23 protein-coding genes are annotated in these 20,416 nt (G+C 67.9%); 15 read left to right on the top strand and 8 right to left on the bottom strand.

Annotation, left to right across the window (positions count from 1 at the left end; all coding sequences use genetic code 11):
- Nucleotides 1-125 precede the first annotated feature (125 nt).
- The gene (locus tag FB464_RS07085; protein ID WP_116414484.1) at nt 126-914 is read left to right on the top strand and encodes a GNAT family N-acetyltransferase; all 789 of its coding nucleotides are present in this window, start codon (nt 126-128) and stop codon (nt 912-914) included.
- A 51-nt stretch (nt 915-965) separates the two neighbouring features.
- Here FB464_RS07085 and FB464_RS07090 read toward each other — a convergent pair whose 3' ends face one another.
- Nucleotides 966-1,505 (bottom strand): cysteine hydrolase family protein, encoded by a 540-nt coding sequence (locus tag FB464_RS07090; protein WP_116414483.1) that lies wholly within the window; start codon nt 1,503-1,505, stop codon nt 966-968.
- Between the two features lie 124 nt (nt 1,506-1,629).
- Between FB464_RS07090 and FB464_RS07095 the strand changes: the two genes are divergently transcribed.
- Nucleotides 1,630-2,022 carry a PPOX class F420-dependent oxidoreductase gene (locus FB464_RS07095; RefSeq protein ID WP_116414482.1) on the top strand — a complete coding sequence of 131 codons (393 nt, stop codon included), beginning with the start codon at nt 1,630-1,632 and terminating at the stop codon, nt 2,020-2,022.
- 45 nt (nt 2,023-2,067) lie between these two features.
- On the opposite strand, the gene FB464_RS07100 is transcribed toward FB464_RS07095, so the two are convergent.
- Entirely contained in the window at nt 2,068-2,328 is a 261-nt protein-coding gene (locus FB464_RS07100) for a hypothetical protein (protein WP_116414481.1), read from the bottom strand.
- Between FB464_RS07100 and FB464_RS20410 the strand changes: the two genes are divergently transcribed.
- Complete coding sequence (locus FB464_RS20410; protein ID WP_281279743.1) at nt 2,321-2,446, top strand: hypothetical protein; 126 nt, start codon at nt 2,321-2,323, stop codon at nt 2,444-2,446. The two genes, FB464_RS07100 and FB464_RS20410, sit on opposite strands and share 8 nt — an antisense overlap.
- A 60-nt stretch (nt 2,447-2,506) precedes the next feature.
- On the opposite strand, the gene FB464_RS07105 is transcribed toward FB464_RS20410, so the two are convergent.
- The 4 genes from FB464_RS07105 to FB464_RS07120 form a co-directional block, all read right to left on the bottom strand.
- Nucleotides 2,507-2,743, bottom strand: coding sequence for a DUF1059 domain-containing protein (locus FB464_RS07105; RefSeq protein ID WP_116414480.1), 237 nt, complete (start codon nt 2,741-2,743; stop codon nt 2,507-2,509).
- A 34-nt stretch (nt 2,744-2,777) separates the two neighbouring features.
- Nucleotides 2,778-3,674: a sigma-70 family RNA polymerase sigma factor gene (locus FB464_RS07110; RefSeq protein WP_116414479.1), complete on the bottom strand. Its 897-nt coding sequence runs from the start codon at nt 3,672-3,674 to the stop codon at nt 2,778-2,780.
- A gap of 82 nt (nt 3,675-3,756) precedes the next feature.
- Nucleotides 3,757-4,065 carry a hypothetical protein gene (locus FB464_RS07115; protein ID WP_142206634.1) on the bottom strand — a complete coding sequence of 103 codons (309 nt, stop codon included), beginning with the start codon at nt 4,063-4,065 and terminating at the stop codon, nt 3,757-3,759.
- A gap of 225 nt (nt 4,066-4,290) precedes the next feature.
- Nucleotides 4,291-5,364 (bottom strand): LLM class flavin-dependent oxidoreductase, encoded by a 1,074-nt coding sequence (locus FB464_RS07120; protein ID WP_116414477.1) that lies wholly within the window; start codon nt 5,362-5,364, stop codon nt 4,291-4,293.
- A 165-nt stretch (nt 5,365-5,529) separates the two neighbouring features.
- On the opposite strand from FB464_RS07120, the gene FB464_RS07125 reads away from it, so the two are divergent.
- From FB464_RS07125 to dhaK, 6 genes are all read left to right on the top strand, one after another.
- Nucleotides 5,530-6,990, top strand: coding sequence for an LCP family protein (locus FB464_RS07125; RefSeq protein ID WP_246092960.1), 1,461 nt, complete (start codon nt 5,530-5,532; stop codon nt 6,988-6,990).
- Nucleotides 6,991-7,113: 123 nt separating this feature from the next.
- Complete coding sequence (locus tag FB464_RS20175; RefSeq protein WP_142206635.1) at nt 7,114-7,947, top strand: LuxR C-terminal-related transcriptional regulator; 834 nt, start codon at nt 7,114-7,116, stop codon at nt 7,945-7,947.
- A gap of 52 nt (nt 7,948-7,999) precedes the next feature.
- Nucleotides 8,000-8,860, top strand: a complete 861-nt coding sequence (locus FB464_RS07135) for a class II fructose-bisphosphate aldolase (protein WP_116414475.1) — start codon at nt 8,000-8,002, stop codon at nt 8,858-8,860.
- Between the two features lie 4 nt (nt 8,861-8,864).
- Entirely contained in the window at nt 8,865-9,695 is an 831-nt protein-coding gene (locus tag FB464_RS07140; RefSeq protein ID WP_116414474.1) for an HAD-IA family hydrolase, read from the top strand.
- Complete coding sequence (dhaL, locus tag FB464_RS07145) at nt 9,692-10,399, top strand: dihydroxyacetone kinase subunit DhaL (protein ID WP_116414473.1); 708 nt, start codon at nt 9,692-9,694, stop codon at nt 10,397-10,399. The genes FB464_RS07140 and dhaL overlap by 4 nt, the downstream gene beginning before the upstream one ends.
- Before the next feature lie 99 nt (nt 10,400-10,498).
- Nucleotides 10,499-11,494, top strand: coding sequence for a dihydroxyacetone kinase subunit DhaK (dhaK, locus tag FB464_RS07150; RefSeq protein WP_116414472.1), 996 nt, complete (start codon nt 10,499-10,501; stop codon nt 11,492-11,494).
- Nucleotides 11,495-11,536: 42 nt separating this feature from the next.
- On the opposite strand, the gene FB464_RS07155 is transcribed toward dhaK, so the two are convergent.
- On the bottom strand, nt 11,537-12,214 hold the full coding sequence (locus FB464_RS07155; protein ID WP_142206636.1) for a hypothetical protein: 678 nt from the start codon (nt 12,212-12,214) through the stop codon (nt 11,537-11,539).
- 117 nt (nt 12,215-12,331) lie between these two features.
- Here FB464_RS07155 and FB464_RS07160 point away from each other — a divergent pair, with 117 nt between their 5' ends.
- Entirely contained in the window at nt 12,332-12,727 is a 396-nt protein-coding gene (locus FB464_RS07160) for a metalloregulator ArsR/SmtB family transcription factor (protein ID WP_246092961.1), read from the top strand.
- Nucleotides 12,724-13,509: a DUF2071 domain-containing protein gene (locus tag FB464_RS07165; protein ID WP_116414469.1), complete on the top strand. Its 786-nt coding sequence runs from the start codon at nt 12,724-12,726 to the stop codon at nt 13,507-13,509. The genes FB464_RS07160 and FB464_RS07165 overlap by 4 nt, the downstream gene beginning before the upstream one ends.
- Here the strand turns inward: FB464_RS07165 and FB464_RS07170 are convergent.
- The gene (locus FB464_RS07170; RefSeq protein ID WP_116414468.1) at nt 13,466-14,599 is read right to left on the bottom strand and encodes a LacI family DNA-binding transcriptional regulator; all 1,134 of its coding nucleotides are present in this window, start codon (nt 14,597-14,599) and stop codon (nt 13,466-13,468) included. The genes FB464_RS07165 and FB464_RS07170 overlap by 44 nt on opposite strands.
- A gap of 194 nt (nt 14,600-14,793) precedes the next feature.
- Here FB464_RS07170 and FB464_RS07175 point away from each other — a divergent pair, with 194 nt between their 5' ends.
- From FB464_RS07175 to FB464_RS07190, 4 genes are read left to right on the top strand one after another with little or no spacing between them, the layout of a single operon-like run.
- Entirely contained in the window at nt 14,794-16,038 is a 1,245-nt protein-coding gene (locus FB464_RS07175; protein WP_116414467.1) for a sugar ABC transporter substrate-binding protein, read from the top strand.
- Nucleotides 16,039-16,040: 2 nt separating this feature from the next.
- On the top strand, nt 16,041-17,144 hold the full coding sequence (locus FB464_RS07180) for a carbohydrate ABC transporter permease (RefSeq protein ID WP_116414466.1): 1,104 nt from the start codon (nt 16,041-16,043) through the stop codon (nt 17,142-17,144).
- Nucleotides 17,141-18,016: a carbohydrate ABC transporter permease gene (locus FB464_RS07185; RefSeq protein ID WP_116414465.1), complete on the top strand. Its 876-nt coding sequence runs from the start codon at nt 17,141-17,143 to the stop codon at nt 18,014-18,016. Before FB464_RS07180 ends, FB464_RS07185 begins: the two co-directional genes overlap by 4 nt.
- Nucleotides 18,013-20,358 (top strand): glycogen debranching N-terminal domain-containing protein, encoded by a 2,346-nt coding sequence (locus FB464_RS07190; RefSeq protein WP_116414464.1) that lies wholly within the window; start codon nt 18,013-18,015, stop codon nt 20,356-20,358. The genes FB464_RS07185 and FB464_RS07190 overlap by 4 nt, the downstream gene beginning before the upstream one ends.
- Nucleotides 20,359-20,416 lie beyond the last annotated feature (58 nt).

Here is a 20,416-nt window from a genome sequence, read left to right on the forward strand (position 1 = left end):
GCTGGTGCTGCGACAGTGTCGACGAGCAGGGCCAGCGCTGTGCGGCTGCCGCTCGGCCGCAGGATAGAGCCTCTAGCGGACAGGGCCTGAAGAGGGCCTTCTGAGCCCGCGCTAGCCTGACGTCTATGACATCGGTTGAGCAGTACCTCCACGCCTACGACGAACAGTTGCGAACGGACGCCGAAACGCCGAGCGCCGTCAGCGTGACCCGCCTGGGTCCGTTGCGTCTCGTGACTTTCGCCGGGGGCCGCGGATTCATCACCTACCGCGACCTGGGCGATGCTGATGCCGGCGAAATCGCCGAGCTCGTTGTCACCGGCCTGAAGCACTTCCAGGTCGACCCCGAGATCACGCGGGTCGAGTGGAAGACCCGTGGGCACGATCGCGCGCCGGGACTCGGAGAAGCCCTGATCGCCAGCGGGTTCGAACCGGACGAGCCCGAGTCCATCATGATCGGCCCCCTGGAAGCGCTCTGCGAAGGAGTTCCCGTGCCCGACGGCGTGACAGTGCGACGTGTTGTCGGCGAGGGTGAGGTGCGAGCGATGAGCGCGATGGTCGACGAAGCGTTCGGCGAGAGCGTCGACACCCGCCTCGCGGATGCCCTGATCGCCCGTCTGGGGCGCGGTGACGGCATGGAGCTCTGGGTGGCGGAGACCGATGGTGCGATGGTCTGCGGTGGCCGGCTCGAACCGGTCCCGGGAACAGACTTCGTCGGCATCTGGGGCGGTGCGACGCTTCCGGCGTACCGCGGTCGGGGAATCTACCGAGCACTGACGGCCGCGAGAGCCCGATCGGCGATTGAGAGCGGCAAGAAGCTCGTTCACAGCGATTCGACCGAAGACTCCAGGCCCATCCTAGAGCGGTCCGGGCTCGTCAAGGTCTCCACAACCACACCGTTCAACTGGACCCGCTGACGTCTGGTGCACCCCCGACCCGATTCTGGGGCAGCTGAAGGGTGCGGCCCGTCAGTGGAAGTCGGTGCTGGGGATGACGGTGGCGAAGCTGCCGTCGAGGGCTGCCATGAACGCGGCGTGCACGCTCGCTCCCGGAACCGTGGTGCCGCCGAGGCTCAGGTCGGGTGCGGCGCAGGCGTCGGAGATCACCGTGCAGGCGAAGCCGAGTTCATGGGCGGCTCTGGTGGTGGAATCGATGCACAAGCTGCTCATCATGCCGACGATCACCAGCTCGGTGACTCCCGCGTCGTCGAGGATGCCCTGCAATCCTGTGTCGATGAAACTGTTCGGTCTGTGCTTTTCCAGAACAGTCTCACCGTCGACGGGTGCGACACTCGGGTGGAAGCCCGTGCCGGGTGTTCTCGGCCGGAAGAAGGTCGCATCGGGCTCCGTTGCGACGTGGAAGATGTGCACGACGGGTTCGCCCGATACGCGGAACGATTCGAGAACCGTGCTCGCGGCCGCAGCCGCGGCGTCGGGTTCGACGAGAGGGAACGCGCCTCCGGGAAAGTAGTCGAGTTGGATGTCAACGAGAAGAAGAGCACGGGCCATGCCTCCAGTATGAGACAGCACCAGCGTCGGAGCGAACAGGGCGCCGCCTGCGCGAGGGTATCCTCGGATCATCCGTGCCGACGAGGAATCGTGGCCGCGGACACCTTTCGACCAAGGAGCCACGATGACCCTCCCCGACACCCTGCTCGACCTGTTGCAGAAGCCCAGTCCGTGCTTTCTCTCCACCATCATGGCTGACGGCTCTCCGCAGGTGACGGAGACGTGGGTCGACACCGACGGGGAGCACATCATCATCAATACCGTGGTCGGCTTCGTGAAGGTGCGGAATGTCGAGCGCGACCCGCGGGTGGCTGTGGCGATCCAGGATCCTGAGAACCCGTTCCGGTACATCCAGGTGCGCGGCGAGGTGATCGCCATGACGACGGACGGCGGCGCGGAGAGCATCGAGGCGTTGTCGCAGAAGTACACCGGCCAGCCCTACCCCTGGTACGGCGGCCGTGACCAGCAGCGCGTCATCCTGACCATCGAAGCGAAGAGCATCAGCGGACAGGGCTGACGCCTGCGCTGGCGCACCTCGCCTCGCGGCACCGGGGTGTCGAAGCTAGGTGCTCAGGTCGATGACGGCGAGGAGCACGATGACCACGACGAGCGCCGCGGTGAGCGCCAGCAGCCCGACGCTCGGCACGAGGGACTGGCCCGCCCGCCTCCGCCCGGGCAGGGAGACCACGATACGGATGGCGAAGCCCAGCAGCGCGACGAGCAGGGCTCCAGCGAGCACGTAGGCGACCGTACCGGCGATGTGCGGTGCGCCGAGGTAGCCGAGCAGCAGGGCGCCGAGGTACAGGATGCCCGCCGTGATCATGCCCGCAAACGTGCGGGTGCCGACATCCCGCCAGAACTTCTCCTCCCGGAACTACTCCATGGGCCACCGCCACGGTTTCCAGGTGCGCTCTTCACTGTCGCTCATCGGCCCAGACTAGCCAACTCGTGAGAGCGGGAATCGTCGCTCGTGGACAGGTGCGGCCGAGCCGCGCCTGCGATCAGCTCGCCGGCAGGTCGGCGTAGGCGCGCTTCACGCCGTTGTACCAGTCGAGCGACTTCTTCGGGTGCATCCATCGACCCTTCATCGCATCGCGAGCCGCGGCGTGGGTCTCGTCACCCGACTTCACGGCTTCTCTGAGGTGCTTGTCCTGGGCTTTGATGATCTCGTCAGCCGTCGCGGCGCGGTGCTCGAGTTCGCACGGGCCGCCGAGGTCCTGGCAGGTCATGGTCTTCATCGTGTTCTCCTCCTGCCGTCGCGGTCGACGGCTTCTACTCCAGTGACGTCGGGGAGGGAGAGAATGTGACATCGTTCTTCGCGCGGCGGACGACGCCCTGCAGCACCTCGGGTTCGGCCCGGAACATGATCGACTGAACGACTCCGTCGACGACGGTGAAGTCGAAGACGACCCTGGCGACGCCACGGAGGAACCAGGCGAAGCCGGGCCGACCGGCGACGAGAACGGGAAGCGCCGCATGGGCGCTGCCGTTGAAGAACGCCGCAACCTCCTCCCTGCCCTCGATCTGCCGGGGTGTACCCGCCACGATCGCGGCCGCGTCGGCGCTCACGCTGGCCCCGGGAGCGAGAAGGGACAGGAGACGCACAAGGTCGCTGCCGCGCGCAGCGGCCATGAAGGCGTCGACGACCTGCTGGTCGGAGATGGGCCCGCCCGGCTCTGCGTCAGCGATCTTGGCCCGTGCGCGCGAGGCGAGCTTGCGCGCTGCAGCCGGCCCACGCTCGAGGATCTCGCCGATGGTGTCGAAGTCGAATCCGAACGACTCGTGGAGCACGAGGGCGACCCGTTCGTTCGGGCTGAGCCGGTCGATCACCACGTGCAACGCCTGGCCGACAGCTTCGCGCTGCTCAGCCGAATGCGCCGGATCGGGCGCGCCCCCTGCTGTAGCGTCGCGATCCTGGGACGGGATCGGAGTGCTGCCCTCATCCGCCGGAACGGGCACCGGCACCCGGGACCGCAGGCGATCGATGCACAGCCGAGTGGTCACTGTGGTGAGCCAACCGGGCAGGTTCTCGATCACAGCCGTGTTCTCGTTCAGCCGCAGCCACGTCCGCTGCACAATGTCTTCGGCTTCGTGGCGGTCATCGAGAATGCGCGCCGCAATGGCAACCAGCCGGCCACGCTGCTGCTCGAACTCGTCCGCCTCCGCCACGGCCTCACCCTACGCCAGACCCGACCGGAATCGGCGGGTCCTGGCGGGAGGTGAGGTGCAGGGGTCTCTGGCGAACCGCGAGTCAGTGGCTCTCGTCGAGCGCGATGAGCGCGCCGTTCCAGCTGTACTTCGTGATCGCGTCGACGAACGTCGCTCCGCTGTCTCCGCGGCCGATCTGCTCGCCGGATTCCTCGTCGAACAGAGCGACGGTGTGACCGGGATCCGGCTTGCCGCTGGTGATCTCGAATTCGACGCGCACGTCGTGCCCACCGAGCTTCCCCAGCACGGTGCTCCTGTCCTCGCCGTCCTTGGTGCTCGTCGTGACGAGAGGACCGCCTCCGTGGGCAGCCAGGGCCTCGTTGATGTGGCTGACAAGTGTGCTCGTGTTCACGGTGATCCTTCTCTCGGGATGCATCAGCGCGCTCTGCGGGACAACATCACCGTACCGATCGCGCCCGGCCCGGGGCGACGGGTTGATTTCCGCCGCCCCTCTGTGCAGGTGCTGCGCCACCGCGAATCGATTCGATAGGACGCTAAGTGCTCTGAGCGCGCGGATTTCCAGCAGTTTGCGTCCCATCGAATCGATTCGATGCAGGGGCGCGCGCGCGGGGGCGCGCTAGCGGACGAGGGCCGCGCGCGACTCGGCGAGCAGCTCCTCGACGCGAGGCACCACCTGGGTGCCGTAGAGCTCGATGTTCCGCATCATGTTCTCGTGCGGGAGCGTGCCGGCGCTGTACTTCAGGTCGAAACGGTTGGCCCCGAGCACCTCGATCGTCGCGGCGATCTTCTTCGCGACCGTCTCGGGCGACCCCACGTAGATCGCACCGTTCGGCGTCGCCTCGCCCTCGAACTGCTGGCGGGTGAGGGGCGGCCAGCCCCGGCTCGCGCCGATCCGCGCGTGCATCAACTGGTAGTGCGGGAAGAACTCTTCCTTGGCCTGTTCGTCGGTCTCGGCGATGTAGCCGGGCGAATGCACACCGATGGCCTGCATCGGCAGTTCGAGCTGAGTGATGGCCCGCTTGTACAGGTCGACGTAGGGCGCGAAGCGAGCGGATGCCCCACCGATGATCGCGAGCATCATGGGCAGCCCGTAGCGGGCGGTGCGCACAACCGACTCGGGGCTTCCACCCACGCCGACCCAGGTGCGGAGAGCTCCGCTCTCGGTGACGGGGTACACCGACTGGTTGTCGAGCGGCGCACGGGTGGTGCCGCTCCAGGTGACCGGCTTCTCCTTCAGAAGTTCGGAGAACAGCTCCAGCTTCTCTTCGAAGAGCTTCTCGTAGTCGCCGAGGTCGTACCCGAAGAGCGGGAACGATTCGGTGAACGACCCCCGGCCGAGAATGACCTCGGCACGACCATCCGACACCGCATCGAGCGTCGAGAAGCGCTGGAACACGCGCACCGGGTCGTCGGAGCTGAGTACAGTGACAGCCGAGCCGAGGTGGATGTTCGTGGTGCGACCCGCGATGGCGGCGAGCACGACATCGGGGGCGGAGACCGCGAAGTCCTCGCGGTGATGCTCACCCACGCCGAAGAAGCTGAGGCCGACCTGATCGGCGAGCACACCCTCCTCGACCACATTGCGGATCACCTGGGCCTGCGAGACGGCTTCACCATTGGGGGCGTTCGTCACGTCCCCGAAGGTGTCGAGCCCGAATTCGATTCGATCTGTTCCCACTGCTTCGGTCATGACGAAACCCTGCCATCCTTTGTCTCTGCTTCTCACAGTCTATGCGTTTGTATACAGTACAACCATGCTGGCGGCTGAGTATTCCCGGCACCGAAGACCGCCAATTCGGCGGAACTGCCGGGTCGCTCAGGCTTTGGACAGCACCCCGTGTCTATGCTCGCTCCGATGACTTCTGCCACCACACCCCGCCGCATCCTGACGCCCGAACAGCGCCGGCGCCGGCGCCGTCGACAGGTCGCCACCCGGTGGCTCGTCATCGCCGTCGTGCTCGCGGTGGTCGCGACGGGCGGTTACGTGGTCTACAACTACCAGCGGTTCGTCGGCGGAATCAACCACATCGACGCGATTCCGGGCGGCACGAACACGACCGGCAAAGACCAGAACATCCTTCTCGTCGGCGACGACCACCGACCCGACAACGCGACTCCCGAACAACTCGCCCAGCTCGGCACCGAGGATGACGGCGGCGGAACGAGCACCGACACGATGATCGTCGTGCACCTGCCGGCCGACGGCAGCTCAGCCACAATGATCTCCCTGCCCCGCGACTCGTGGGTCGACATCCCGGGTTACGGCCAGGACAAGCTGAACTCGGCTTTCATCCACGGGGTCGAGGCCGGCGGGAACGACTCAGCCGGGGCGCAACTGCTGATCACGACCATCCAGAACCTGACCGGGCTGACGATCGACCACTTCGTGCGGGTGTCGCTGCTCGGGTTCTACAACGTGGTCGACGCACTCGGTCCGGTGCAGGTGTGCCTGAACGAGGCGGTGGACGATCCGTTCTCGGCGATCGACCTGCCCGCTGGCGTCTCGTCGCTGAACGCGTCGCAGGCCCTCTCGTTCGTTCGCCAACGCCACGGACTGCCGAACGGCGACCTCGATCGCCAGGTTCGACAGCAGTACTTCCTCTCGGTCGAGGCGCGTCAGATCCTCTCGGCCGGCACCCTGCTCAACCCGGTCAAACTCGGCAGCGTGCTCGACGCCATCAGCGCGTCGGTCGAGACCGATCCGGGGCTCAACATCATCGACCTCGCCACGCAGATGCGCGGGCTGAGCGCCGACAAGATCCGTTCGGCGACGATCCCGATCACCGGCACGCCGACGATCGAGGTCGACGGCTCCGACGTGTCGATCGTCGCTGTCGACACCGAGGCGATGCCAGGGTTCATCGCCGGAATCCTCGGCACCGGGTCTCCGGATGCTCCCGCCACCGCTTCGGCTTACGACTCCGCCCCGGCGTCGGCGCCGGGCGACGTCACCGTGACCGTACTCAACGGCAGCGACGCCGACGGTATCGCGGGCGTGGCCACGGACGCGCTGGCCGGCTACGGGTTCAGCACGGGAGAGCCCGCGTCGGCCGCCGAGTCGCGGGCGACCACGGTCATCCAGTACCCGGCTGGCAAGGAGGGCGATGCGAAGGCGGTCGCCGCCTACCTCCCGGGTGCCGCCGTCGAGGTGTCAGCCGACGTGAGCGACGTGACGGTCATCCTGGGTTCGGACGGTATCGCCGTCACCGACCCGGCGGTCGCGGAATCCGCCGACCCGGTTGCCCCCGTCGAGACCCCGACACCGGCCCCCTCGACGCCGGGCACCAGTTACGCACAGGGCGCCTGCATCAACTGACGCCGCTGGGGCGGAACCCCCGCGCTCTTGGCCTTCGCCCGCCCGAGAGCGCATGATGGAGGAGGCGTCCGAACGTGGCAAGGCGTGAGGCCGCCGTCGACAACTCAACGATGAGGCGGCAGCGTGACACTGGTATCAGCCACACATTCCCCGACGCACTCGGCGACAGTCTCCTCACTGGCCGAGGAGCTGGCCGGCGAGTTCCGGCTCCGGCCCCTGCTCGAGAAGATCCTCACGAGTGCGGTGCGCCTCCTCCAGTGCCACAGCGGTTCGATCTGCACCATCGATGGCCCCTCCGGCACGTACCGCAAAGAGGTCGACCTCGACGTGCACTGCCAGGCCGGGCAGGTGTTCCAGCTGAGCGAAGGGGTCACCGGGGCCGTCAACAGAGCCGGCGGATTCGTCTCGTTCGACCGCTACGCCGATGTTCCGCGAGGCCATGTCGGGGCCGATGACGAACGATACAACAGCCCGGTCATCGGCGTTCCCCTCACTCACAACGGCGAGCTGATCGGAGCTTTCATCGTGTTCGGGATGCCCGGGAGCCACTTGTTCCTCGAGTCGGATGCCGAACTGCTCACCCATTTCGCCACCCACGCCGCCATTGCCATCGTGAACTCCCGACTGCACAGCCTGGAGCTCGACCGCGCCGTGACCGCCGCGCTCACCGGCCACTACGCAGGAGCCGGCCAGGACCAGCCCGACGCCGGCACCGATCCGAACCGAGGCCGCGGGCTGTCGGCCCCCCACCGCCTCACGACCCGCGAGAACGAGGTGCTGCAGCTGGTCATCCGGGGCCTGCCCGACAAGATCATCGCGCACCGGCTCGGAATCTCCGCCAAGACCGTGGAGAAGCACGTGGGCACCATCCTGCGGAAGACCGGTGCACGCAACCGCACCATGCTCGCCGCACGCACCGACCCCGAGCGCCTGGGCTATGGGGGAAATCCCGCATAGCGGCGTCCCGACGCCCCTGCCTACAGTCGGAGGGCGACAGGAGGAGCGACACGTGAGCGTTGTAGCGTTGAAAGAGATCGTCGACCGGGCATTCGCCGAGCGGTACGGCGTGCCCGCCATCAACATCGTGAACGACCTGACCTTGGAATCCGTTCTGCAGGCTGCCGTCGACACTCGCAGCCCACTGATCGTGCAGACCTCGGTGAAGACGGTGCGCGCCATCGGAGCGAAGGTGCTGTTCTCGATGTGGACGTCGATGACCGACGGCATCGAAGTTCCGGTGAGCCTGCACCTCGACCACTGCCCCTACCGGGAGGTGATCAGCGAGTGCCTGCAACTCGGCTGGAACTCGGTTCTCTTCGACGCCTCTGAACTGCCGGTGGCGGAGAACCAGCGGCAGACCATCGAAGTGGTCGCCGAGGCACGTCGCTACGGGGCGCATGTCGAGGGAGAGATCGAGTCGATCACGGGAGTGGAAGACGGCATCGGGTCGGACACCGAATCCAAACGCCAGTCGCTGGAGGTGTCGCTGGCGTTCATCGAAGCGACCGGCATCGACGTCTTCGCTCCTTCCATCGGCAACGCCCACGGTGTCTACGCGAAGGAGCCCGAGCTCGACTTCAACAAGGTGTCCGAGCTGGTCGAGGCGCACCCGATCCCTATCGCCCTGCATGGGGGCAGCGGGATGACCGACTCCCAGTTCCGCGATCTGATAGCGCGCGGCTGCGCCAAAGTGAACATCTCGACCTCCCTCAAGATGGTCTTCATGCAGTCGACGCTCGCCAGTCTCGAACGTGCACGCGACACAGGCAAATGGGATCCGCCCACCCTGTTCGGCGACGTCTCCCGGGCGGTCGTCGACCTCACCTCCGGCCTCGCCCACACGTTCGGCAGCGCCGGAAAAGCCTGGTGACCGGATGCCCGCCCTTCTCTTCGACTGCGACGGAGTGCTCGCCGACACCGAACGGTTCGGTCATCTCCCCGCGTTCAATCAGATGTTCGAGGAATTCGGTCTGCCCGTGCACTGGTCGGAGGCCGACTATGCCGAAAAAGTGCTGATCGGCGGAGGCAAGGAGCGCATAGCGAGCACGCTGACGCCGGAATTCGTGGCCCAGAACGGCCTACCGGCTGACCCGGGTGAGCGCGCGGCCCTCGTGGCGCGGTGGCACCGGCGGAAGACGGAGATCTACACCGGGCTCGTGGCGGCGGGGGCGATGCCGGCCCGCCCGGGTATCGACAGACTGGCCCGTGAGGCGGCCGAGCGGGGCTTCACCCTGGCCGTCGCCTCGACATCGGCCGAGCCCGCCGTTCGCGCGGTACTCGAACACGCGGTGGGAACGGAGCGTGCGGGCGCGTTCACCATCTTCGCCGGGGACATCGTTCCCGCGAAGAAACCCGCACCCGACATCTACCTGCACGCCCTCGATGCACTGTCACTCGACGCGAGCGACGCGGTGGTCATCGAGGACAGCGCGAACGGACTCGCCGCAGCCCGGGCCGCGGGGCTCACGACGATTGTGACGGTGTCGAGCTTCACGGCCGACGAGGACTTCTCAGGCGCCTCACTCGTCGTCAGTTCGCTGGGCGACCCGTCGCCGGGTGAACAGCTGACGATTCTGGATGCCCGTGCCGGAGTCCGGCCGCAGGGCTTCGTCACACTCGACGACGTGGTCGCGGTGCTGCACGCCGCAACGACCACCCCCACCGACCCTTCCACCACCTCGCCCGACCAGGAGGTTCGACCATGACAGACTCCCCCACCGACCAGACTGCGAGCCTCAGTCCTTCACACGACGGTCCGAGCGCAGATCCGCAGCCCGACCACGATCTGAGGGCGGCCGAACTCGTTGTGCGCACCATCTCCGAGGAGGCCATCGCGCAGGAGAAGTACTTCGGGGACCTCGACTCCGTCGTCGGCGACGGCGATTTCGGGTACTCGCTCGCCCGCGGTTTCGAATTCGTGCTCGCCGAATGGGACGACATCGACCGCGCCGACGCAGGCGCCTTCCTCAGCAAGGTCGCCACGATGATCACCGGCCACATCGGCGGCACCTCGGGCCCCCTCTGGGGCACCGCATTCCTCCGGGCGGGTACCCGGCTCAAAGGCCAATCCGACCTCGGGACCGCCGACGTCGTCGATGCCCTCCGCGGAGCGATCGAGGGCATCAAGAAACGCGGAAAGTCCGATGTCGGCGACAAGACCCTGCTCGACGCGCTGGTACCGGCGGTCGATGCACTCGAAGCCTCTTTCGCCTCGGGCGACGACACCCGCACAGCTCTCGCCGCCATGGCCACGACGGCCCGCAGTTCCGCCGAGGCTACGAGCACCCTCGAAGCGCGACGAGGCAGGGCGAGCTACAGCGGAGAACGCAGCATCGGCTCCGTCGATGCGGGCGCCGTGGGCGTCGCCGTCCTCATCGAGAAAGTCGCCAGCATCTGGCCGGCGCCCTGACAGCTGCCGATCATCCCGTTCGATCACGACCCGCACCACCCTCAATACCCGCACCGCCCGCTTGATCCGCAGCACCCTCACAGAGACGTGGAGAAGACCATGAAGAAGTTCGTCAACGACCCGAAGCAGTTCGTTCCCGAGATGCTGCAGGGCATCGCCCTCGCCAACCCCGACACATTGCGGTACGTGCCGGCCTACAACCTCATCCACCGAGCGGATGCGCCGAACAACAACAAGGTGACGATCATCCAGGGCTCCGGATCCGGTCATGAGCCGGCGCATGTCATGACGGTCGGGCGCGGGATGCTCGACGGAGCCTGCCCCGGCGACGTCTTCGCCGCACCACCGCTCGACTTCATCACCGAGACGGTGAAACTGCTCGCGAGCGAGAAGGGCGTGCTGCTTCTGGTGAACAACTACACCGGTGACCGGATGGCGTTCGAGATGGCCGAGGAGGTCGCCGAGGCCGACGGCCTGAAGGTGCGCACGCTGTTCATCGACGATGACGTCTCAGTGAAGGACTCCACCTACACCGTCGGTCGCCGCGGCGTCGCGGGCAACTTCTTCGTGATGAAAGCGGTCGGTGCCGCCGCCGAGAACGGAGCCGACCTGGACGAGCTCGTTCGCATCGGCGAGAAGGTCAACTCGGTGACCCGCACGATGGGCATCGCGCTGACCGCGTGTACGCCGCCCGCCAAGGGGTCGCCACTGTTCGAGCTCGGAGACGACGAGATCGAGATCGGAGTCGGCATCCACGGAGAGCCGGGCCGCCGCCGCGCCAAGTGGATGCCCGCGAACGACATCGCCGATGAACTGCTCGAGGCGATCCTTCCCGACCTGCCGTTCGAGAGCGGCGACCGGCTCGCGGTCATGGTCAACGGGCTGGGCGGCACACCGATCAGCGAGCTCTACCTGCTCTACGGCATCGTTCACCAGAAGCTGGCCGACAAGGGCTTCATGGTCGGTCGCAACTACGTCGGGGAGTACTGCACCTCGCTCGATATGGCGGGTGCGTCTCTCACCCTCGTGAAGCTCGACGAGGAGGTCGAGGCGCTACTCGCCGAGCCGGCAGAGATCGCGGTGCGTATCTTCTGAGAGGGCCTGCCGCCGACCCGGGCTGCCGCCAGCGCGCCCGGGTCAGGCTGCAGCAACATACTGGCGCCCGCCGACGGCGAGGTCGACACACAGCCCGAGCAGGAGGTCGCGCTGCTCTTCGGCGACGGGGCCGACCAGCACCAGCCGCGTACCGAGGATGCGGATCGGTAGGCTGCCGCCGCGCGGTGTGCCCTCACTGACAAGCGCCCCCAGACCCTCGGTCGCCAGGGCGAGACCAAAGCCGAGCACCTCCCCCGGGCTGATGTCCCACCCGGAGGAGGCGAGGATCACGTCGACCCGGGCCACAGTTGCACCTCCGTCGCCGCGGACGAGCATCCGCCGCACATCCGCAGTGCTGGCGCGGTCGGGATCGGGTTCGATCGTGTACAGCACGACACCGCCCGCACCCGTCACCGTCGTGGTCGCGCCGCAGCTGACCGTGGCGACCGTCGACCCCCGGCGCTCGATCGTGGACGGGGAGTTGTAGCCGCTGGCGGTCACGACCCGTTCACCCTCCCTCGTCTGCATCAGGTGCCGCCCCGGCCCGTGGTTGCGGAGGCCCAGCGCGATGGCGAACCTGCCCCCGAACCCGCCCGCCCCGCCCTGGCGGACCGTGGCCACCGGATCGCCCGGCGCGTCGACGAACGTCATCGTCAGCGCATTGGTGAATCGCCGGCCCACCCGGCCGACGATCACGGTGGGTTCTCCTGTAGTCTCCATGAATCGAGCTTACCTCATACGTGAAGTATCGTCACTGTTGATTTCGCCATGAACAGATTGAATCTTAGCTAGCGTGCTAATTAGCACCTGTGCTATTTTGCGAGTATGCAAGAAGCCGTGAGTGACATCTTCTCCGCCCTGGCGCACCCGACGAGGCGGCAGATCCTCCAGGATCTGCGAGACGGGGAGCTCGCCGCCGGCGACATCGCCGCCCGGTTCCAGGCGTCGGGGCCGACGATCTCCCGGCACCTCTCGGTGCTGAAGGCGGCCGGGCTGGTGACCGAGCGCCGGGACTCGAACCGCATCCTGTACTCGCTGGTCGGCGAACGGCTGGCGCTCTCTGTCGGCGACTTCCTGTCGAGCGTCTGCCCCGAGCAGATCGTGCTGCGGAGCATCCGCAAGCCGTCGAAGAAGTCGAAGCCGTCGGGCGGCAAGGGCGCGAAGGCGTCCACAGCGAAGCCGGCCGCTATGAAGCCAGCCACGGTGAAGGCAGCGAAGGCGGCGACCGCATGAAGCTCCGGATGCCCGACCTCTCCGCCACGATCGAACGCCGCCTGCTCGTCAACTACCGCGTCGACCCCGCGGTCGCCCTTGCCCTGCTCCCCCCAGGGCTCCGCCCACAGCTCGTCGACGGGAGCGCCGTAGCCGGAATCTGCCTGATCCGCCTCGGCGACCTGCGGCCGGCGCGCGTGCGGCCCCGCATCGGATGGCGCGCCGAGAACGCCGCCCACCGCATAGCCGTCGAATGGGACACCCCTGGCGGACCCGCTTCCGGCGTGTACATTCCCGAGCGACACAGCGCTTCGTGGCTGGCAGTCGCGGCGGGCGAACGCGTGTTCCCGGGCATCCACCGGCACGCCCGGTTCACGAGCGACGAGTCTGCCGGGCGGATGCACGTGAGCATGCGCTCGACGGGGATGACCGTCGACGTCGAGGTCGCGGTGGATGATCGGGCTGAGCCCGGCGCGAAGGCGGGTTGCCGGGCATCCGGAGCCTGGCGGAGCTCGCTGTTCCCGAGCCTCGACGATGCGTCGGAGTTCTTCCGGGCCGGGAGCACCGGCTGGTCGCCGACGCGTGATGGCGCGTTGCAGGGATTGACGCTGGCGACCACCGATTGGCGCATCGAAGGCGGAACGCCGCTCGCGGTGCGGTCGAGCTACTTCGATGCCCTGCCGGCCGGATCCGCCGTGCTCGACAGCGTTCTCGTGATGCGGAATGTGCCCGTGACGTGGAGCGTACCGGCGCTGCCGCTCAGCGCGGGTCGGGCAGCCAGCCCGGCACCAGCAACTCCCTGACCACGAGGCGCGGGGTGATGAGGCGGTGCCGCGGGTCGGTGGGTGACGCGTCGACAGCCGCAGCACCACCGCCCGCCGCCCCGGGCGCCGCGCCGACGCCATCAGTGGACCCGGCAGCCCCGGCACCCTCGGCACTACCGGCACCCTCGGCGCCCACACCGTGCAGCAACTCCAGCACCGCCGCCGCCACCTCAGCGAGCGGCTGCTCCACACTCGTGAGCCCGACCGCGGCCGCAACAGGCGTGTTGTCGTAGCCGAAAACCGGCAGCCGCTCCGGGTTGTTCATCAGCGCCCCGAGCGCCAGGGAGTCGCTCGCGCAGACCACGGCCTCGAGGTCCGGCACGCGGCGGCGGAGTTCGAGCATCGCCTGTCCGCCCGCCACGACCGTGTCGCTCGCCGACACCTGCAGTGCCTCGAGCAGGGCGGGATCGGTGATTCCCGCGGCCGCCATCTGCGCCTGCCACCCGCGCCGCCGGTCATCCCCCGTTCCCGAACCGGGCGGCCAGCCGATGTAGCCGACCCGCCGCGCGCCGGTGGCCAGGGCGTGGCCGGTGGAGGCCCGGAGACCGGCCGATCCGTCGACATCGACCCACAGGTGCCGGGCATCGGTCATGTCGTCGATGCCCCACGGCCGCCCGAAGGTCACGAAGGAGTGCCCGTTCTCGATCAGCCATTCCGTGCGGGGGTCGCCGTAGAACGTCGAGGTGAGCACGAAGGCGTCGACGTCGGCCCCGTCGAGCAGCCGGCCGAACTGGGTGATCTCGTCTTCGGGACTGTCTGCGGTGAAGATCAGGATGCGGAGGCCCCTGCCCGCGGCCTGCTCCGTGAGCGCGTGCAGGAAGCGGTCGAGCACCGACCCCGAGATGCCGTCGGTCATCGGGTCGAGCCGGATACCGATCGTCGAACTCTTGCGCGTGCGGAGCCGCCGGGCTGAGGCGTGCGGACGGTAGGCGAGCCGCGCGATGACCTCCTCGACCCGCTCCCGGGTGTCGGGCCGCACGATGCCCGGAGTGTTGAGCACGTTCGACACCGTCTGGCGGGAGACGCCGGCGGCCTCGGCCACGTCGGAGATGGTCGCAACACGTTTCATCGGGCTCCTCCTCGACCGGATCGCACTCCGCCGCCCACAGGATGCTCCGATGCCCCAGCTTAGAACGATCCAACCCCCAATCTCCACAGCTGCTTGACAACCCCAAAAGTCGGCGGTTACCGTGATCGTAGCCAATTTGATCGATCAAATCGACACACAGCCGTGCTTCGACCGATCAAACCCAAGGAGACATCATGCAGAGAAGCACGAAGAGATGGCTGGCGCTCGGCGCCGTCATCGCCGCCGGATCCCTCGCCCTCACCGGCTGTAGCGGATCGAGTTTCGACAGCGGAGCCGGTTCCAGCCAGAACGCCTCGGCCCCGCTCACCGTCCTGATCGGCTCGAGCGGTGACGCCGAGACGAAGGCCGTCACCGATGCCGTGGCCTCGTGGTCGTCGTCGTCGGGAACCCAGGCCACGGTCACCGCGGCCAGCGACCTGAACCAGCAGCTCAGCCAGGGTTTCGCCTCCGGCAAACCCGCCGACGTGTTCTACGTGTCGACGGATGCCCTCGCAGGGTACGCCGCGAACGGCTCCCTGCTCGCCTACGGTGACAAGCTGGCCAACAAAGACGACTTCTACCCGACGCTCGTGAAGTCGTTCACCTACGACGGCCAGTTCTACTGCGCCCCCAAGGACTTCTCGACCCTCGGCCTCGTCATCAACAAGGACCTCTGGGCACAGGCCGGCCTGACGGATGCCGACGTCCCGACCACGTGGGACCAGCTCAGTGCCGTGGCCCAGAAGCTGACCACCGCCGACCACGCCGGCCTGTCGTTCTCGCCCGAGTACGCCCGGGTCGGCGCCTTCATGGCTGAGGCAGGCGGAGGGCTCGTCGACGCCGACGGCACTGCTGCGACGGCCAACTCCGACGCGAGCGTCGCCGGGCTCAGCTACGTCAAGAGCCTGCTCACCAGCGGAGCCGCCAAGTACTCCTCCACTCTCGGTGCCGGCTGGGGCGGAGAGGCCTTCGGCAAGGGGCTCGCCGCGATGACCATCGAAGGCAACTGGATCACCGGGGCCATGAAGGCCGACTACCCGAACGTCAACTACATGGTCGCCGAGCTCCCGGCCGGCACGGCGGGCCAGGGCACGCTCCAGTTCTCGAACTGCTGGGGCATCGCCGCCGACAGCCCGAACCAGGATGCCGCACTCAAGCTCGTCGAACAGCTGACCTCCACCGAGCAGCAGCTGACGTTCGCCGAGGCCTTCGGTGTCATGCCGTCGGTGCAGTCGGCTGCCGCGGAGTGGAAGAGCGCCAACCCGGCGCTCGCTCCCTTCCTCGACTCCGCGACGTTCGCGACGGGTGTGCCGACCGCCCAGGGCTCCGCCGATGTGATCAAGGATCTGAACTCGCAGCTCGAATCGCTCGAGACCTCCGACCCGAAGGCGATCCTCGATTCCACTCAGAAGAATCTCGAAGCGGTCGTCGGAAAGTAGCCATGACAGCCGTCACGAACAGGCCCTCCCTCGCCCGCCGGCGGTCGCGTATCGCCGGCCGGGAGGGGGTCGCCGGGTGGTTGTTCACCGCCCCGATGATCGTCATCCTCGGACTCTTCCTCGTGATTCCGGTGGGCATGGCGCTCTGGGTGAGCTTCTCCGACTGGACCGGTCGCGGCAGTCCCTTCTCCGGCAGCGTCGGCTTCGTCGGCGCGGACAACTACAACACGCTGCTGAGCGGAGGCGGGCTGGCCGAACGCGATTTCGGCATCTCGCTCCGCAACAACGGCTGGTACGTGCTGCTGGTCGTTCCGCTGCAGACCGCACTGTCGCTGTTCCTGGCGGTGCTGGTCAACCGGGCAGTACTGAAGGGGCGTGGGTTCTTCCGCACGGCGTTCTACTTCCCCTCGGTCACCAGCTCCGTGGCGATCACCGTGCTCTGGCTCTTCCTGTTCGGGGCCACCGGTGCCGTCAACAAGGTGCTCTCCTACTTCGGCGTGAACGGGCCGAACTGGTTCCAGGATCCCTCCGGCATCGTGCACAACCTCCTCGGAGCGGTCGGCATCACGACGGGGCCGGCCATCCTCACCGAGAACACCGCGCTCGGCGTCTCGCTCTGGGACTGGCTCGCTGGTCCATCCGTCGCCATGTCCGCCTTCGTGCTGATGGCCGTGTTCACGACCAGCGGCACCTTCATGCTGCTGTTCATCGCGGCGCTCCAGAACCTCAGCGGCGAAACCCAGGAGGCGGCGATGATGGACGGCGCGAACGGCTGGCAGCGCTTCTGGCGCATCACCCTGCCACAGCTAAAGCCGACGCTGTTCACGGTGCTCACCCTCGGCATCATCGGCACCTGGCAGATCTTCGACCAGATCTACACCGGCACCCAGGGAGGGCCCGGCAAGACGACCGTCACCCCCGCCTACCTCTCCTATACCTCGGCGTTCAACAACCAGCAGTGGGGGCAGGGCTCCGCGATCGCCTTCATCCTGTTCGTGATCATCGTCGTGCTCACCCTGCTGCAACGTTTCGTGCTGCGCGACAGGGCCGTGTCGAAGAGAAGGCTGCGGGCCTACGGGATCGCGGTGAAGGGGATGGAACGATGACCGCGGCAACCACCTCTTCCCGCAGGGCCGGCGGGCCGAGGCCCGGTGCGGCACTCGCTGCGAAGTCGCTGCTCTACGCCCTGCTCATCGCCATCGCGGTGGTCTACATCTTCCCGTTCCTCATCAACGTGGCGACGTCGTTCAAGACCGATGCGGATGCGGCGAGCGACCCGCTCGCCCTCCTCCCCCAGACCATCACGACGGCGGCCTACGAGCGGCTGTTCCTGAACTCCGATTTTCCGGTCTGGTTCAAGAATTCGTTCATCGTGACGATCTTCGTGACCGCAGGCCGGGTCTTCTTCGACTCGCTCGCCGGCTACGCCCTCGCCCGCCTCCGCTACCGCGGTCGCAACGTGGTGTTCGCGGCTCTCATCGCGGTGATGGCCGTGCCGAACGTGGTGCTGCTCATCCCGAAGTTCCTCGTCATCAACCAGCTCGGCATGTACGACTCGTACGCCGGTATGATCATCCCTCTGCTCGCTGACGCCGCCGGCATCTTCATCATGAAGAACTTCTTCGAATCGATCCCGGCCAGTGTCGAGGAGCAGGCGAAGATCGACGGCGCAGGCGTCTTCCGCACCTTCTGGTCGATCGTGCTCCCGATGGCCCGGCCCGCGCTCATCACGATCATCATCCTGTCGTTCCAGGGTTCGTGGAACGAGCTGTCCCACTTCATCATCTCGACCCAGTCACCCGACCTCACCACCCTCACCAAGGGTGTGGCGTCGCTCGCCAGCGGCCAGCTCAGCCAGGGCTCCCAGTACCCGCTGAAACTGGCGGCCGCCGCGATCATGACGGTGCCGGTCGCGGTCGTGTTCTTCATCTTCCAGCGGCGCATCCTGAATGCCAGCGACGGGGCGGTCAAGGAATGACGATCACCCCCTCCCCCGCCCCGCCCTCCGCCCGATCATCCGAACGTCAGGACGACACCATCTCTCCCACCGCCTCAGGGCCCGCCGCCTCCGAGCCCGCCGCCTCCGAGCCCGTCGCTTCAGAACCCGTCGACTCAGTGCCCGCGCCGCCCCCACTCCAGCCGCACCCGCCGCTCCAGCCGCTCCTGGCCGGCGAACTCGTCGTCTTCAGCGCGCCGACGCAGGTCTGGTCGGCCGACGACGGGAGCATCGGGAGCCGGCCCATCCACGGCATCTACCACTCCGATCTCCGGCTGTTCAGCGAGCTCGCCGTGACCGTCGCCGGGGAGGTGCCCGAGCACATCTCCACCGCGCGGGACGGTGCGCGATCGGCCACCTTCACCGCTCTCCTCCGCGGGCTCGACGACAGCGGAGCCGACCCCCGCGTGCGGCTCGACCGTCACCGCACGGTTCTGGATGGCCGAGTCACCGAGACGCTCACCCTCAGCTCGGCGCTCCGCACCCCGATCGACACGACACTGACGGTGACCCTCCGGCCCGACTTCTCGGAGATGCAGGCGGTGAAGGCCGGGCTCGCTGCGGCGGATGCACGCGGCGGGGTCGGAGGCACCACGAACCCGCCGACGACGAACTCCGAGGGTCACGTCGTCTTCGAGGCCGGCACGGCCCGCGCAGTGCTCACCGCGGCTGGCGCCACGATCAGTGCCCCCGCGGGTGCCACCGGCACAGCCACCACCGGCGCCACCATTGGCGCCGCCGCGGACGCCACCGCCACCGCCACCGCCACCGCCACCTGGAGCGTGCACATCGCCCCGGGCGCTTCGACCACCCTCAGCTTCAGCCTCGACCTCAGCGACAGTGCGGCTGTGGTGGCCGGGGCGAGCGAACCCACGGCGAACACAGCCGAGACGAGCAGCGAGAAGCCGAGCATCCGGAGCGGCGACTCGCGCCTCGCCCTCTGGCTGACCACCGCCCTCGACGATCTCGACGCCCTGCGGATGGTGACGCGCGATCATCCCGACGAGCCGTTCCTGGCCGCCGGCTCACCCTGGTTCTTCACCCTGTTCGGTCGCGACTCGATCTGGGCCGCCCGCTTCCTGCTGCCCTTCGGCACCGAGTTGGCCGGCTCCACCCTGAAGGTGCTCGCGCGCATCCAGGGCACCCGCGAGATCGCCGGGACCGCCGAACAGCCGGGCAAGATCATGCACGAACTCCGCGCCACCGAACTGCTGATCCCGGGCGAAGACGTCGCGCTCCCGCCGCTCTACTACGGCACCGTCGATGCGACCGCGCTGTGGGTCATCCTGCTGCACGATGCGTGGACCTGGGGCCTCGACGACGACACGGTGCGCGCGCTCCTGCCGAACCTGCGGGCGGCCCTGGCCTGGATGCGCGACTACGGCGACAGCGACGGCGACGGTTTTCTCGAATACGTCGACAGCACGGGGCACGGCCTCGCGAACCAGGGCTGGAAGGACTCCGGCGACTCGATCCAGTGGCGGGACGGACGGCTCGCCGAGGGTCCGATCGCGCTCTGCGAGGTGCAGGGGTACGCATACGAGGCCGCCGTCGGGGGCGCCCGGTTGCTCGAACATTTCGCTGCGGCGCCCGGCGAGTCTGCCGCCGCTGAGGCCGGCGAGGCCAGTGAGGCTGACGATGCCACCGAGGCCGCAGAATGGCGCGCCTGGGCCGCAGCCCTCAAGCAGCGCTTCGCCGAACGGTTCTGGATCGAGTCCCCCGACGGCCCCTACCCCGCCGTCGCGCTCGACGCCTCGAAACAGCGCGTCGACACCGTCACCAGCAACATCGGGCACCTGCTCGGCACCGGCATCGTCACCCCCGACCAGGCCCGTCTGATCGCCGGGCGCCTCGTCTCCCCCGAACTCAGTTCCGGCTACGGCCTCCGCACCCTCTCGACCGACTCGGTGGGCTACTGGCCGCTCAGCTACCACGGTGGATCCGTCTGGGCCCACGACACGGCCATCGCCGTCGCCGGGCTGGCGCGCGAGGGGCTCGGCCGAGAAGCCTCCGTGCTCATCGAGGGTCTGCTCGCCGGCGCCGAGGGCTTCGGCTACCGGATGCCCGAACTGCACTCCGGCGACCCGCTGGCCACCACGGGCCGCCCCGTGCCGTACCCCGCCGCGTGCCGCCCCCAGGCCTGGTCGGCCGCAGCGGCGGTGAGTGTTCTGCAAGCGGCCCTCGGCCTGGTTCCGGATGCCCGTTCGGGCACCCTCGCCGCGAACCCGATCACGCCCGCCGTCGCCGGTTCCCTGCACGTCACCGGCCTCCGCGTCGGGAGCCGCAGCCACACCGTCAGCACAGGGGCCGAACCCTCGTCCTGATCGCGGGTGGGCCGGCCAGCCCACTCGCGGCCAGCCGATGCGGCGCTGATGCGGCTGG

The organism is Subtercola boreus (assembly GCF_006716115.1).
Lineage (GTDB): Bacteria > Actinomycetota > Actinomycetes > Actinomycetales > Microbacteriaceae > Subtercola > Subtercola boreus.